Source organism: Streptomyces sp. TRM70350, assembly GCF_019219825.1.
GTDB lineage: Bacteria > Actinomycetota > Actinomycetes > Streptomycetales > Streptomycetaceae > Streptomyces.
Genome location: NZ_JAHUXH010000001.1, coordinates 474794 through 488729 on the forward strand (window position 1 = coordinate 474794; position 13936 = coordinate 488729).

Genomic DNA, 13936 nt, shown 5'->3' on the forward strand with positions numbered 1-13936 from the left:
GGTGGTCAGTTGACGTCGACGTGGTCGAACAGCTTCAGCATCTCGCCGGGCACCCGCACGCACGTCCGCACGTCGGCGTCCGTCAGATCGCCCCCGGGCGTGAGCCGGATCAGCGACGACCGTTGGTGTGCCGGGTTCGGGATGCTCTCCACCAGGCCGCGCGCCGCGGCGTCGTTGACCATCCGCTGCACGAACTGCCGGCTGATGGCCTGCGCGCGGCCCATCTGCGGGACGGTCATCGGCCCGTGCTTGTGCAGCAGGTCCGGTACGGGGCGGACGCCGACGGACAGGCCCTCGATGGCCTCGCCCTGTTCGACCTTGCGCTGCACGCGCCGGTAGAGCGGGCCCACCGGGTCGAAGACCTCGGTGAGGCGGTGGCCGAGTTCGTCCGGGGGAAGCGGCTTGGCGATTCGGGCCTTCGCTTCTTCCCGTCCGCCGACGGCGACCTCGCACCGGGTCCGGAACGACCAGATCCCGGCCCTCGCCGCCGAGTACCGCGTGATCGCCCCGGACGTCCGCGGCCACGGCTCCTCCGCCAACGCCACCCGGCCGTTCCGCTGGGCCGACGACCTCGCCGCCCTGCTGCGTCACCTCGACGCAGGGCCCGCGGTCCTCGTCGGTTCGTCGACGGGTGGGGTGATCGCCACCGACACGCTGGTGGAGCACCCGGAACTGGTCCGCGCGGTGGTCACCTGCGCCGCCGTGACCGGCGACGTCCACTACACGGATCCCCGGCACAAGGAGATCCAGGCCGAGTACGCCCGCGCACTGGGCGCCGGCGACATCGCCTGCACGTATACCACCGCCGGCAGCGCGTGCTGCCGCCGGGCCAGTCCACCGGCGTAGGCCGCGGCCCGCAGCGAGGAGTCGGAGCCGTCCACTCCGACCACGATGACCTTCGGCCCGTCCGTGCCCCGCTCGAACTGGTGCGAGTGCTGTTCCGCCACGGCCCGAGGCTGTCGGAAGCGGTACCTCCGCCCACCGGGCGACAGCGCTCGACGGGCGGAGCGCGGGCGCTGTTCCTACAGTCGAACCATGAGTGCCACCGTCGACGCCACGACGGCCCGGGACACCCCGGGCGGCCCGATACGGCGGCCCGGCACCGGCCTCCTCGGCAGGGTGCCGGAGGCCTTCGCGGCCTTCTTCGGTGCCCTCGGCGTGCTCTGTGTGCTGCTGGCCCTGATCCCGCCGCTGCGCACCGCGCTGCAGCCCGTCGTCCGCTTCCTCGAACTGCTCATCGTCCCCGTCAGCGCCAACCTGGCCTACGCCGTCTTCCTGTTCCTGCTCGCCGCCGCGACCGCCGCCCGCAAGAAGGTCGCCTGGTGGCTGGTCGTCGTCTATCTGGGCCTGCTGGTCCTCACCGACGTCCTCGGGGTCGCCCTCGGCTACTACGCCGACTCGCTCCCCTCCCTGATCGTGTGCGCCCTCGCGCTGGTGCTGCTGATCGTCGCCCGCCACGAGTTCTACGCCGCCTCCCGCCCCGGCGCCGTACGGCGGGCCGTCGGCGTCCTGCTGGCCGGTCTGGTCGTGGGCATCCTGCTCGGCCGGGGGCTGGTCGAGCTGTTCCCGGGCACGCTGCCGCGCGAGCAGCGGCTGGCGTGGGCCGCCGACCGGGTGTGCGGCGGGCTGATCCCCGGCGGCGCCTTCGACGGGCGGCCGCCGCACTTCCTGTTCCTCCTGCTCGGCCTGTTCGGCGCGCTCGCCCTGCTGAACGCCGCCGCGACCCTCTTCCGCTCGCAGCGCATGGAGGCCGCCCTGCACGACGACGAGGAGGCCCGCATCCGCGCCCTGCTGAAGGCGTACGGCGAGCAGGACTCGCTCGGCTACTTCGCCACCCGGCGCGACAAGGCCGTCGTCTTCTCACCCAGCGGCAAGGCAGCCGTCACCTACCGCGTCGAGGCCGGCGTCTGCCTCGCCGGCGGCGACCCGGTCGGCGACCGCGAGGCCTGGCCGCACGCCGTCGCCGCCTGGCTGGACCTCGCCCGCCGGCACGCCTGGGCGCCCGCCGTGATGGGCGCCTCCGAGGAGGGCGCCAAGGCCTTCGCCCGCGCCGGACTCGGCGCCCTCCAACTCGGCGACGAGGCGATCGTGCACGTTCCGGAGTTCGACCTCGACGGCCGCGACATGCGCGTCACCCGGCAGGCCGTCCACCGCGTCCGCCGTACCGGCGCCACCACCCGCATCCGCCGCCACGCCACCCTCACCGCCGAGGAGATGGAGGAGGTCGCGGGCAAGGCCGACGCCTGGCGCGACACCGAGACCGAACGCGGCTTCTCCATGGCCCTGGACCGGCTGGGCGACCCGGCCGACGGCGACTGCCTCCTCGTGGAGGCCCTCGGCGCGGACGGCCGCCTGCTCGCGCTGCTGTCGTTCGTGCCGTGGGGCAGGGACGGCGTCTCCCTGGACCTGATGCGCCGGGACCGGCAGACCGCGCCCAACGGCGTCATGGAGTTCATGGTCGCCGAACTGTGCGCCGCCGCCCCCAAGCTGGGCGTACGGCGGATCTCCCTCAACTTCGCCGTCTTCCGCTCCGTCTTCGAGGAGGGCGCCCGCATCGGCGCCGGGCCGGTGCTGCGGCTGTGGCGGCGCCTGCTGCTGTTCCTCTCCCGCTGGTGGCAACTGGAGGCGCTGTACCGCTCCAACGCCAAATACCACCCCGAGTGGTATCCGCGTTTCCTCTGTTACGGCGACGCCGCCGCCCTCGCCCGGATCGGCCTGGCCTCCGCCATCGCCGAGGGCTTCGTCTCCGTACCGTCGCTGCGCACACTCCGGAAGAAAGGGCACCCGAACGGCCGGCACCGGCCCGCGACCACGCAGGGCCTGCCGTCGCTGTCCGCGCTCGGCCTCGCCGGAGGGGACGAGGCCGGGCCCGCTGATCCGCTCGCCGCACTGCCGGAACAGGTCCGCGTCCGGCACCACAAGCTGGACCGGCTGCGCGCCGCCGGAACCGACCCGTACCCGGTGGGCGTCCCGCCGCCCACCCACACCCTCGCCGAGGTCCGCGAGGGCGAGCGGGTGACGGTCGCCGGGCGGATCACGCTGGTGCGCGACTTCGGAGGCATCGTCTTCGTGCTGCTGCGCGACTGGTCGGGCGACCGCCAACTCGCCCTCACCCGCGAGGACCTGGGATCCGACGCGCTGGACCGCTTCACGGCCGACACCGACATCGGCGACCACATCACCGCGAGCGGCCGCGCGGGCGTCAGCGACAAGGGCGAACCGACCGTCTTCGTCACCTCCTGGCAGCTCGTCGGCAAGTGCCTGCGCCCGCTGCCCGACAAACGCCGGGGCCTGGCCGACCCCGAGGCCCGGGTACGCCGCCGCTATCTCGACCTGGCCATCAGCCCCCGGGCCCGCGAGGTGATCCGGGCCCGCTCCACCGCCGTACAGGCGCTGCGGCAGGGCCTGATCGACCGTGGCTACCTGGAGGTCGAGACACCGATGCTCCAGCAGATCCACGGCGGCGCCAACGCCCGGCCCTTCACCACCCACATCAACGCCTACGACCTCGACCTCCATCTGCGCATCGCGCCCGAGCTGTATCTGAAACGGCTGTGCGTCGGCGGCATGGAGAAGGTCTTCGAGATGGGCCGCACCTTCCGCAACGAGGGCGTCTCCTACAAGCACAACCCCGAGTTCACGATGCTGGAGGCGTACCAGGCGTTCGCCGACTACGAGGTGATGCTCGACCTGACGCGGGAGCTGATCCAGGGCGCGGCGACCGCGGCCTTCGGCAGCCCGGTGGTGCGCAAGGACGGCCGGGAGTACGACATCTCCGGGCCCTGGCCGGTCAGGACCGTGTACGGGGCGATCTCCGAGGCGCTGGGGGAGGAGGTGACTCCGGACACGGACCTGCCCGCCCTGAAGCGGCTGTGCGACCGCGCGGGCGTCCCCCACACCGCCGACGACGGCTCCGGCGACGTCGTGCTGGAGATGTACGAACGCCTTGTCGAGGAGCGGACCCAGCTGCCGACGTTCTACAAGGACTTCCCGACCGACGTCTCCCCGCTGACCCGGCAGCACCGCACCGACCCGCGGCTCGCCGAACGCTGGGACCTCGTCGCCTTCGGCACCGAACTCGGCACGGCCTACTCCGAACTGACCGACCCGGTCGAACAACGCCGCCGCCTGACCGCCCAGTCCCTGCTCGCCGCGGGCGGCGACCCCGAGGCCATGGAACTGGACGAGGACTTCCTGGACGCCCTCGAATACGCCATGCCGCCCACGGGCGGCCTCGGCCTCGGCGTCGACCGCCTGATCATGTTCCTCACGGGCCTGACCATCCGGGAGACACTGCCGTTCCCGCTCGTGCGGCGCCGCTGAGGGGCCGGCCGCGGGATCCCCCCGGACATCGGCCGCCCGGGTGTTTTCCCACCGCCGCGCCGGTGTCGCTGTGGTGCGCCGGGGCCGGGTGGGGCGACTGATGAGTCATGAAGAAGGATCAGTTGCTCACGCGCCGCCGGGCGTTGTTCGCCGGTGTCGGTGCCCTGGGCGCGGCCGGTGCCGCCGGTCTGCTGACGCCGGGGACGGGGGGTGAGGCCGGCCCGTCCGCCGCCCCCGCCCCGGGGCCCCCGGCGCGCCGCCCGCTCAAGCCCTCCGCCTACCGCCTCCAGCCCCTGGCCGGATACGGCCCGCCGTCCGCCTCCGGCCGCACTCCGGTCCGCCGCGAACCCCTGCTGCGCATGTCCGGAATCGGCCGCAGCATGGTGCTGACCTTCGACGACGGCCCCGACCCGCGCTACACCCCGGACATCCTGCGCACCCTGCGCGAGTACGACGTACGCGCGATGTTCTTCGTGTGCGGCGAGATGGCCACCGAGCACCGGGACCTGCTCGCCGAGATGGCCGAGGACGGCCACGTCGTCGGCAACCACACCTGGTCCCACCCCCTGCTCACCCGGCTCACCCGCGCCCGCATCCGCGTCGAGATGGAACGCACCAGCGAGGTCATCGAGGAGGCGTACGGCGAACGCCCGCTGTGGTTCCGCGCCCCCTACGGCGCCTGGAACCGCGCCGCCTTCCAGCTCGGCGCCGAACTCGGCATGGAACCGCTCGCCTGGACCGTCGACACCCTCGACTGGACCGAGCCCGGCACCCGCACCATCGTCGACCGGGTGGAGGACGGCGCCGGTCCCGGCGTCGTGGTCCTCGCGCACGACGCCGGGGGCGACCGGTCGCAGAGCGTGTGGGCGCTGCGCGACTATCTGCCCCACCTGCTCGACGCCGGGTACCACATCACCGTGCCGCGCCGGTACCAGGTGTGACCGGCGGCCGTCCGCCGGGTCGGGGCACGCTCAGCGGACCTCGACCAGGCGGGCGAAGACGACGACGTTCCCGTCGTACCCGTTCTGCTTGGAGAAACCACCGCCGCAGGTGATGACCCGCAGTTCCGGGACGCCCTTGGAACCGTAGACACGGTCGCCTGGGAAGTCGTTCTTCGCGAAGACCTCGACGCCGTAGATCTCGAACACGGCCGTCTTTCCGTCCTGCCGCACCACCTCGACCCGATGTCCGCGCTTGAGCGCGCCGAGCCCGTAGAACACGGCGGGACCGACCTGGTTGTCGACATGGCCGACGACCACGGCGGTGCCCTTCTCGCCGGGGGACACGGCACCGGTGAACCAGCCCGCCAGATTGGGATCCTCGGCGGGCGGTGCGTCCACCCAGCCCTCCGTGTCCAGACCGACCGGTGTGATGGGCGCGTCGACCTGGATCGCGGGAATCCTGATCCAGTCGGGCAGGGAGTACGGCAGCGCCGGCGGCGTGTTCGCGAACGTGCCCGGGGTGGAGCGGCTGTCCGCGGCCGCCGCCGACGCGGGCTGCGGTGGACCCACGTCGAACTCTCCCGAGCCATTCCGAATGAGCGCGAGTCCGGTCAGCAGAACAAGCGCTATCACACCCCATGGGGCACGCTTCCTCCGCGGCTCCTCCTCTTCCTCCAGTTCGGAAAGGTACATGGTGTCATCCCCTCTCGACGCGGCCGTCGCCACGTCATTCAGCGCATGGGAGCACGCTAAGACCGTGGCGGGAAACCGGCGACGGGAGAGATACGAATGGGTGGTCCCGGCCAAGGGACGGTGAGCCATCCGAGTTGCCGCGCGCAGGATTTTTCTGACGGTCCGTGACCTGCGGCAATATCTGATTGTGTGGTGTACCTCCGGCGTGTTGCCTCACCAGGACGGACCAGCGCCGAAATGCGGGTTTTTGCGCGGCAACTGAGGGTTTTGCTGGGAGACGCTTTCTCGCCGACAGACCGGGGACGGGCCCCGGGGCGTCTTCCGCGGAGGATGACATGCGAAATTCTCGTGCCCTGGCGGTCTCCGCCGCGGTGGCCGCCGTAGTCGGGGTCGCGGCCCCGGCGGCCGTCGCGGGGAACACCCCGAGCAATATCGTCGCCCTGCCCAGCGTCATCGCCCGTGGGGGCCAGATGACGGTCACCGTCGACGGCTGTCCGAGGGGTGGCACCATGAACTCCGACGCCTTCCGCACGGCCACCCTGGTGCCGGTCAACGGTGCCAACCAGACCTCCAGGGGCTACGCGACGATCGACACCAACGCCCGCCCCGGCACCTACGACATCTTCGTCCACTGCTCGGGCCGGCGGCTGATCCGCCCGAACGCCTTCACCGTCATCGGCGGTGTCCGGGGCGGCCTCGGCGGCAGCACCTCCACCGGGGCGACACCGACCGACATGGCCATCGGCGGCGGACTGGTCGCGACTGCCGTCATCGGCGGCGGCGTGTTCTGGATGCGCCGCCGCTCCGAGAAGCGGCTCTGACGCGCCGCCCCGCGCCTGGAGACCTGATCGCACGTACGGGCGTTGGCCCCGGAGCCCAGGAGGTTCCGGGGCCGACGTCATGTGCAAGGTCTGGTGCGCGCATGTGGATCCTCCGGTCCCCGAGGAGCAGCTGCAGATCTTCATTCCGATCGCGCCGGAAATGCTCCTCGCTGACCGAAACGCTAGGAACGGGAGTGCCCGCGCGCGATCGCAGTCGTGCGAACGGGGCAACCCTGTGGGCCGACCGGGGTACGCCGTTGCTGTGGCCGGGGGACGGCGGCGGCGTGCCACACGCCCCCCGACGTCAGCGCCTGGCGTCCGGGAAGAGATCCAGGAACGGCTCGGACGAGGCCGCGACGCCCCGGCTGTAGGGCGAGTCGAAGTCCCAGATCAGGAAGAGCAGGAAGGCGATGAGCGCGGAGAACAGCACGGCGAGGACCAACTCGCGCGGGGTGCGCCGGATCTGCAGGGCGAGGATCATCCCGATGGTGACCACGGCCCCGCTGATGAGCCCGAACCACACCACGCCCGGCATGGTCGGCCCCGTCGAGTCCGCGCGCGCATGGCGTGCCCGGTCCGCCTCGGCCACCTGGTCGACGAGCGGCTGGTAGGCCTGGGCCTCGAAGTCGGTCCGCGGCTCGTAGTCCGTGACGGTCGCGCGCACCTGGTCCAGCAGCTCGGTGCCGCGCTCGGTGACCCTGCCCTCGTCGGTCATCGCCTTCCACTCGGTGGTGACGACGTGTCCGACATAGGTGTTGACATCCTCCCGAATGCGGTCACGTACCTCGGGCGGATAGACCCGGACCCGTTCCGTGATCTCGTGCAGCGCCTGGGCCTCCGCCCGCACGTGATCCTGCGCGACGCCGCGCGCCTCCCAGACACCGGCGATGGCCAGGCCGAGCACGATGGCGTACACCACGCCGATCCACATCGTCATGTACTCGATGACGTCCGGCGTCTCGGAGGGATCCTCGTCCTCGGACGCGGCCCGGTGCCGTAGCAGGGTGATGACGACCACCAGGGCGCAGGCGGCCAGCATCGCGAGGGTGAGAACAAGCCATTCCGGCAACGGATGCCTCCAGGGTCAGCGTGGACGCAGCGCGGCGACGGCGAGCAGCGCGGGCACGGTGATGAGCAGGACGTAGGTGACGGGCGACCGACCGCCCTGCGACGGCCGGTTGCGCGGCGGGGTGCGATAGCGCGGGTAGCTCACCGGGGCCACGGTCGGACGGGGGGTGGTCCTGACGTGCGGGGACGGCGACGGTGACGGCGTGGGGGTGGGTGTCGGAGTCGGCGCCGGAGGTGGGGGAGGCGTGGGAGCCGGGGCCGGGGGGAGCGCGGGAGCAGGTGGCGGCGGTGCGGGCCGGGGCGGTGGCTCGGGCCGCTGGGTGGGCGTCGGTTTCGGCGGTGGCGGTGGCGGTGGAGGCGGTGGTGGCGGTGGTGGTGGCGGTGTCGGGGTCGGCTTCGGGGTCGGGGTCGGGGTCGGCGTGGGGCTGGGCGTGGGGCTGGGGCACGTCGGGGGAGTGGGCCACGTCTGGCTCCCCGCGATCGCCACCGCCTCCGTGCCGCCCGGTCCGCTGGACGCGTACGCGCAGGAGTCGGCCACCGCCGCACCGGCCGGGGCGCCGACGAGCGCCGCGGTCAGCGCCACCAGGACCAACATCCGTACGCCGATGGACGATTGGGTCGGTTCGGAACCATGCACGTTTCGAGATCATGAGGCTTCTCGGGCCACCACAGGCCCGGGCGCCGGGGGATTGCCCCGAACGGGGGAAGCGGGCGCTGCGGGGTTTGAACGGCGGACGGAGCGCCCGGACGCGCAGACGCCCCCGATCACAGGTTCCGGAAAGAAATCTCCGATCCGGTTGAACACAACCGGCGTCCGCGTGCGTACCCATGGTCGTGCGGCGGCACAGCAGGGCGCTGCAATCCTTGTCATTATGGGGAGTTGACGATGAAGACCTCCTGGCGGAGCGCCTCGCTCGTGGCGAGCGCCGCGGCCGTACTGGCGCTGACGACGGCGTGCGGTCAGGAAAGCGGCACCCCGTCGGCCAGTCAGAACGTGGGCGCGACGGCCCCGGCCGGCGGATACGGAAGCGCGGGGCTCGGCACCAGCGCCGGTACGGGTACCGGCACCGGCGCCGACGCGGGTGCCGCGACGGACCAGCAGAACGCCGGGGCCCAGGCCGCCGCCGCGGGCAAGCTGTCGGTCTCGGCCAACGCCGAACTCGGGCAGGTGCTGACCGACAGCGCCGGCCGGACCCTCTACCGGTTCGACCAGGACACGGCCGAACCGCCCAAGACCAACTGCGAGGGCGACTGCGCGACCGCCTGGCCGCCCGTCCCCGCGGACGACGCCACCGCGGGCGAGGGCATTGACGAGTCGCTGCTCGGCGAGGTCACCCGCCCCGACGGCACCAAGCAGCTGACCGTCGGCGGCTGGCCGGCGTACCGCTACGCGAAGGACGTCAACCCTGGTGACACCAAGGGCCAGGGCGTGGGCGGCACCTGGTACGCGCTGGCCCCCGACGGCAAGAAGGCCTCGCTGGAGGACCTGCCCGGACTGTCCACCCGCAAGGACCCGGAACTCGGCGAGATCGTCGTCGACAAGAACGGCCACACGGTGTACCGCTTCATGAAGGACTCGCAGTGGCCGATGAAGACCGCGTGCACCGGCGAGTGCCTGGAGAAGTGGCCCGTCGTCGCGCCGGTCGACGCGAAGGACACCAAGGGCATCGACCTGCAGGGCTCCACCCCCAACCGGGGCTACGTCGTCTTCGACCGCCCCGACGGCATCAAGCAGCAGACCATCGACTGCGTACCGATCTACACCTTCGCCGGCGACAAGAAGCCCGGTGACACCAACGGTCAGGGCGTGGGCGGCACCTGGTTCGCCGTGGCCCCCGACGGCAAGCCGGTCGGCGCACCCGCGCAGTAGCAGAACAGACTTCCCGGTTCCGCACGACCCAGCGGTCCGCTTCCCCGCAACCACGCGGCAGGCGGACCGCTTTGCCGTGGTTCACGTAGGTCGATTCGGCACGTGCCACAGGCAGTGACCGGGAACGGATGGTCAATTTCCGTTTCCGCTCGCTCCATTGGCGGGCGATCAGTAGCCTCTGCTCGAACACCGGATCGCCTACGTCTTGGAGAGATAGATGGAGCGTCCCGCCTGGGCCCCACGGAGCATCGACATCTCGGTGCCCAGTGTCGCGCGGATCTACGACTACTACCTGGGCGGTTCGCACAACTTCGAGGTCGACCGGGAGGCGGCCCGCAGGGCCATGGAGTTCATGCCGGGACTGCCGAAGATCATGCAGGCGAACCGGGCGTTCATGCGCCGCGCGGTGCGCTACGCGGCCGGTGAGGGCATCACGCAGTTCCTGGACATCGGCTCGGGCATCCCGACGTACGGCAACGTCCACGAGGTGGCCCAGACGGCCAGCCCCGGCGCGCGGGTGGTCTACGTCGACCACGACCCGGTCGCCGTCGCGCACAGCCAGGCCGTTCTCGAAGGCAACGAGAACGCGGGCGTGGTCGCGGCCGATCTGCGCAAGCCCGAGGACATCCTGTCGAGCCCGCAGGTGGAGCAACTGCTCGACCTGAAGCGGCCGGTGGCGCTGCTGCTCGTTGCCATACTGCACTTCGTGGAGGACGCGGACGACCCGTACGGGGCGGTGGCTCACCTGAGCGACGCACTGGCGCCCGGCAGCATGCTGGTTCTCACACATGCCTCGTACGAGGGAATCCCGCTGCCACCCGAGCGGGCGGGTGGCGCGGTCGACGTATACAAGGACCTCCGCAACCCGCTGATCATGCGCTCGCGCGAGGAGATCGCGCGGTTCTTCGAGGGGTACGACATGGTGGAACCGGGACTGGTGCCGATGCCCGTCTGGCGACCGGACACCGCGCCGGAGGACGAGGATCCCTATGCCTTCTCCGGTTTCGCGGGCGTGGGGCGTACGGCGTGATCGCGGAGCCGGACGGGCCGGAGGACAGACTGCGGCGGTTCGCGACGATCTGGAGCCGGGCGGTCTACCCGGCCACCTCGACGTCGCTGACCAGACCGGAGTTCGAGGAGCTGCTGCTGCCGCTGGCCCGGAGGCTGAGCGCGGCGCTGCGCGCCCGGACCTTCGACGCGGCCGAGGGCCGCGCGGTCGGCGCCGCCCTGGTCGACGCGCACTGCACCGACCCGGAGGCGCTCAGCCGGGCCCTGGACTGCGTCGACGCCTACCTGGTGCTCTACTGCGGCGACGACGGCCCCCAGGAGGACCTGCGGGCCCGGTCGGCCCGGCTGCAGCACGCCATGGCCGCCGGGTTCGCCCAGGCGCTGCGCGTACGCACCCTGGCCGAGCAGGAGTCCATCGCGCAGGCCGCGCTGCGCGCCCAGGGCGTGGTGGCGCAGGCGCTGCACGCCAGCGAGGCCCGTTTCCGCGCGGTGTTCGAGGGCGCGGCCATAGGCATCGGCATCGCCGACCTCGACGGCAACGTCCTGGAGGTCAACGGCGCGCTGACACGCATGTTCGGCGGCTCCGAGCAGAACGTGCGCGGCCGCAACGTCCGGGAGTGGACCCACGCCGACGACGCCCCCCAGGTCTGGCGGCTCTACGAGGAGCTGGTGCGCGGCGAACGCGAGCACTACCACGTGGAGAAGGCCTTCTACCGGCCCGACGGAACGGTCCTGTGGACCAACCTCACCGTCTCCCTGCTGCGCGACCCCGACGGCAACCCGCAGTACCAGCTCGCGCTGATGGAGGACACCACCGAACGGCGGCTGCTCAACCTCCGGCTGCGCTACGAGGCCACCCACGACGCCCTCACCGGACTGCCCAACCGCACCCTGTTCTTCGAACGCCTGGAGAAGGTGCTGAACGCGGGCGAGGGGCAGCGCTTCGGGCTGTGCTATCTCGACCTCGACGGCTTCAAGACCATCAACGACAGCCTCGGCCACGCGGCCGGCGACCGGCTGCTCGTCGAGGTCGCCGACCGGCTTCAGGCCTGCGCCACCGCGCCCGGCGAGATGGTCGCCCGCCTCGGCGGCGACGAGTTCGTGGCCCTCACCACCGGCCCCGACACCCAGCGCGAGGTCGACGAGCTCGCCGCCCGGATCATGAACGCGCTGGTCGCCCCGATCAGCGTGGACGGCCGGGAGCTGACCGTGCGCGGCAGCATCGGCGTCGTCGAGGGCGCGGCGGGGGAGCGCAGCGCGGCCGAGGTGCTGCGCAGCGCCGACATCACCATGTACCGGGCCAAGTCGGCCGGCGGCAACCGCTTCGAGGTGGCCGACGCCGAGGCCGACGCCCGCGCCATCACCCGGCACGGGCTCACCACGGCGCTGCCGACCGCGCTGGAGCGGGGCGAGTTCTTCATCGAGTACCAGCCCCTGGTCCACCTCGGGGACGGCAGTGTGCGCGGCGCCGAGGCCCTGGTCCGCTGGCTCCACCCGCAGCACGGCGTCCTCGGCCCCGACCGGTTCATCCCGCTCGCCGAACACACCGGGCTGATCGTTCCGCTGGGCCGCTGGGTCCTGGAGCAGTCGGTCCGCCAGGCCCGTGACTGGCGGGAGCGCTACGCCGGGACGCCCTCCGCGCCGCTGCGCATCAACGTCAACCTCTCCCCGTGCCAGCTCACCCACCCCGGGCTGGTCCAGGACACGGTCGAGATCCTTCAGGCCGCGGGCGTCGCGCCCGACGCCCTGTGCCTGGAGGTCACCGAATCCGCCCTGATCGGCGCCGACGACGACCTGCTCAAGCCGCTGCGCCGACTGGCCGAGATGGGCGTCGACATCGCCCTGGACGACTTCGGCACCGGCTACTCCAACCTGGCCAACCTCCGCCGCCTCCCGGTGAGCGTCCTCAAGCTGGACCGCTCCTTCACCCAGAGCATGCAGCAGTTCCCGGCCGACCCCGTCGACCTCAAGATCGTCGAAGGCATCGTCTCCCTGGCCCACAGCCTCGACCTCGCGGTCACGGTCGAGGGCGTGGAAACCGGCGCCCAGGCCGAACAGCTCCGCATACTCGGCTGCGACACGGCCCAGGGCTGGTACTACGCCCGCCCGGGCCCACCGGAACGGTTGCACGAACTGGCGCTGGCAGACGCAACGCCCTGAGCTGCAGCGCCCTCAGGGGCGCGGGGAACTGCGGGACCAGCCACATCGAACCCGCACTCCCGAACGGCGCTGCAGCAGAACGGCGCCACCGGCGACAGGGCACCCTCACCGCTCCAGCAACATCCGCTGCAACTCCCGAGCGGCCCGAGGCGGAGCCACATCACTCCGGTGCGCCAGCGCAATGGTGCGATGCAGTCCGGGCAGGGCCAACGGAGTGACCCGCAGCCCGTGCCCGGACCGCGCGGCAACCATCCGAGGCACCACAGCCACGCCCAACCCCGCCCGCACAAACCCCAGCACCGCGTCCATCTCCCCACCCTCCACCGCGAAGTCCGGCTCGAACCCAGCGGAGCGACACGCCGCGACGGTCAGCTCCCGCAGGTCGTACCCGTGCCGGAACATCACCAGCCGCTCCCCCTCCAGATCCGCGATCCGCACGGTCCGCCGCCCCCCACCCGGCCGCGGCGCCTCCGGCGACGACACCACCACCAGGTCCTCCCGCAGCAGCTCCACCGTCGTCAGCGCCGGCGACGGCGTCGGCAGCGGAAGGACGACCAGCGCCAGGTCGAGCGCGCCGCGCGCAAGGTGCCGTACGAGATCGTGCGAGCCGCCCTCCTCGATCAGCAGCCGGATCCCCGGATAGCGGTCGTGGAAGGCGCGCAGCACATCCGGCAGCAGGCCGGTGCACAGACTCGGCGTGGCGCCCAGCCGCACCCGCCCCCGCCGCAGTTGCGCCAGCTCCTGCACCTCGTGCCGCGCGGTGTCCGCGTCGGCCAGGATGCGCCGGGCCAGCGGCAGCAGCGCCTCGCCCGCGTCGGTCAGCGTGATGTTGCCGCGGGCCCGCAGGAACAGATCCGCGCCGAGCTCCCGCTCCAGCGCCTTGATCTGCTGGGACAGCGACGGCTGGGCGACATGGACGAGATCGGCGGCCCGGGTGAAGTGCCGGGTCTCGGCCACCGCCACGAAGTACTGGAGCTGCTGGAACTGCACCCATCCAGCATAGGCCGGAGCTATTGAATCAAGCCGGACCATGTCTTGGACCGATGAGGTGG

General features: G+C 72.0%; 12 protein-coding genes and 1 pseudogene. 7 read left to right on the plus strand and 6 right to left on the minus strand.

Translation table 11 applies throughout. The features are described from left to right. Positions 1-5: 5 nt before the first annotated feature. Entirely contained in the window at positions 6-410 is a 405-nt protein-coding gene (locus KWI83_RS02170) for a MarR family transcriptional regulator (RefSeq protein WP_218512723.1), read from the minus strand. An 88-nt stretch (positions 411-498) separates the two neighbouring features. Between KWI83_RS02170 and KWI83_RS02175 the strand changes: the two genes are divergently transcribed. Further along, entirely contained in the window at positions 499-846 is a 348-nt protein-coding gene (locus KWI83_RS02175; protein ID WP_374106264.1) for an alpha/beta fold hydrolase, read from the plus strand. On the opposite strand, the pseudogene KWI83_RS02180 reads toward KWI83_RS02175, so the two are convergent. Beyond that, positions 765-947 (minus strand): annotated as a pseudogene (locus KWI83_RS02180) (universal stress protein); the annotation flags it as partial. The gene KWI83_RS02175 and the pseudogene KWI83_RS02180 overlap by 82 nt on opposite strands. Before the next feature lie 88 nt (positions 948-1035). On the opposite strand from KWI83_RS02180, the gene lysX reads away from it, so the two are divergent. Both lysX and KWI83_RS02190 read left to right on the plus strand, forming a co-directional pair. Further along, a complete protein-coding gene (lysX, locus tag KWI83_RS02185; RefSeq protein ID WP_218512486.1) occupies positions 1036-4323 on the plus strand; it encodes a bifunctional lysylphosphatidylglycerol synthetase/lysine--tRNA ligase LysX in 3288 nt (1095 codons plus the stop codon). Between the two features lie 107 nt (positions 4324-4430). Beyond that, entirely contained in the window at positions 4431-5264 is an 834-nt protein-coding gene (locus KWI83_RS02190; RefSeq protein WP_218512487.1) for a polysaccharide deacetylase family protein, read from the plus strand. Between the two features lie 30 nt (positions 5265-5294). Here KWI83_RS02190 and KWI83_RS02195 read toward each other — a convergent pair whose 3' ends face one another. Next, positions 5295-5957, minus strand: coding sequence for a class F sortase (locus KWI83_RS02195; protein ID WP_218512488.1), 663 nt, complete (start codon positions 5955-5957; stop codon positions 5295-5297). 335 nt (positions 5958-6292) lie between these two features. Here KWI83_RS02195 and KWI83_RS02200 point away from each other — a divergent pair, with 335 nt between their 5' ends. Further along, entirely contained in the window at positions 6293-6778 is a 486-nt protein-coding gene (locus tag KWI83_RS02200; RefSeq protein WP_218512489.1) for a hypothetical protein, read from the plus strand. A 304-nt stretch (positions 6779-7082) separates the two neighbouring features. Here the strand turns inward: KWI83_RS02200 and KWI83_RS02205 are convergent, their stop codons facing one another. Further along, on the minus strand, positions 7083-7847 hold the full coding sequence (locus tag KWI83_RS02205; RefSeq protein WP_218512490.1) for a DUF4239 domain-containing protein: 765 nt from the start codon (positions 7845-7847) through the stop codon (positions 7083-7085). Positions 7848-7862: 15 nt separating this feature from the next. Then, positions 7863-7991, minus strand: a complete 129-nt coding sequence (locus KWI83_RS38065) for a hypothetical protein (RefSeq protein ID WP_256361613.1) — start codon at positions 7989-7991, stop codon at positions 7863-7865. 741 nt (positions 7992-8732) lie between these two features. Here KWI83_RS38065 and KWI83_RS02210 point away from each other — a divergent pair. The 3 genes from KWI83_RS02210 to KWI83_RS02220 all read left to right on the plus strand — a co-directional run bounded on the left by KWI83_RS02210 (position 8733) and on the right by KWI83_RS02220 (position 12884). Continuing rightward, complete coding sequence (locus KWI83_RS02210; RefSeq protein ID WP_218512491.1) at positions 8733-9716, plus strand: SCO0930 family lipoprotein; 984 nt, start codon at positions 8733-8735, stop codon at positions 9714-9716. Between the two features lie 217 nt (positions 9717-9933). Beyond that, positions 9934-10746 (plus strand): SAM-dependent methyltransferase, encoded by an 813-nt coding sequence (locus KWI83_RS02215; protein WP_218512492.1) that lies wholly within the window; start codon positions 9934-9936, stop codon positions 10744-10746. After that, positions 10743-12884 (plus strand): bifunctional diguanylate cyclase/phosphodiesterase, encoded by a 2142-nt coding sequence (locus tag KWI83_RS02220; RefSeq protein ID WP_218512493.1) that lies wholly within the window; start codon positions 10743-10745, stop codon positions 12882-12884. The genes KWI83_RS02215 and KWI83_RS02220 overlap by 4 nt, the downstream gene beginning before the upstream one ends. 105 nt (positions 12885-12989) lie before the next feature. Here KWI83_RS02220 and KWI83_RS02225 read toward each other — a convergent pair whose 3' ends face one another. Beyond that, on the minus strand, positions 12990-13874 hold the full coding sequence (locus tag KWI83_RS02225; RefSeq protein WP_218512494.1) for a LysR family transcriptional regulator: 885 nt from the start codon (positions 13872-13874) through the stop codon (positions 12990-12992). Positions 13875-13936 lie beyond the last annotated feature (62 nt).

Bases quoted from the DNA above. Each gene is read 5' to 3' on its own strand.
- lysX (WP_218512486.1), top strand. From the start codon at position 1,036: ATGAGTGCCACCGTCGACGCCACGACGGCCCGGGACACCCCGGGCGGC.
- KWI83_RS02190 (WP_218512487.1), top strand. From the start codon at position 4,431: ATGAAGAAGGATCAGTTGCTCACGCGCCGCCGGGCGTTGTTCGCCGGT.
- KWI83_RS02195 (WP_218512488.1), bottom strand. From the start codon at position 5,957: ATGTACCTTTCCGAACTGGAGGAAGAGGAGGAGCCGCGGAGGAAGCGT.
- KWI83_RS02200 (WP_218512489.1), top strand. From the start codon at position 6,293: ATGCGAAATTCTCGTGCCCTGGCGGTCTCCGCCGCGGTGGCCGCCGTA.
- KWI83_RS02210 (WP_218512491.1), top strand. From the start codon at position 8,733: ATGAAGACCTCCTGGCGGAGCGCCTCGCTCGTGGCGAGCGCCGCGGCC.
- KWI83_RS02215 (WP_218512492.1), top strand. From the start codon at position 9,934: ATGGAGCGTCCCGCCTGGGCCCCACGGAGCATCGACATCTCGGTGCCC.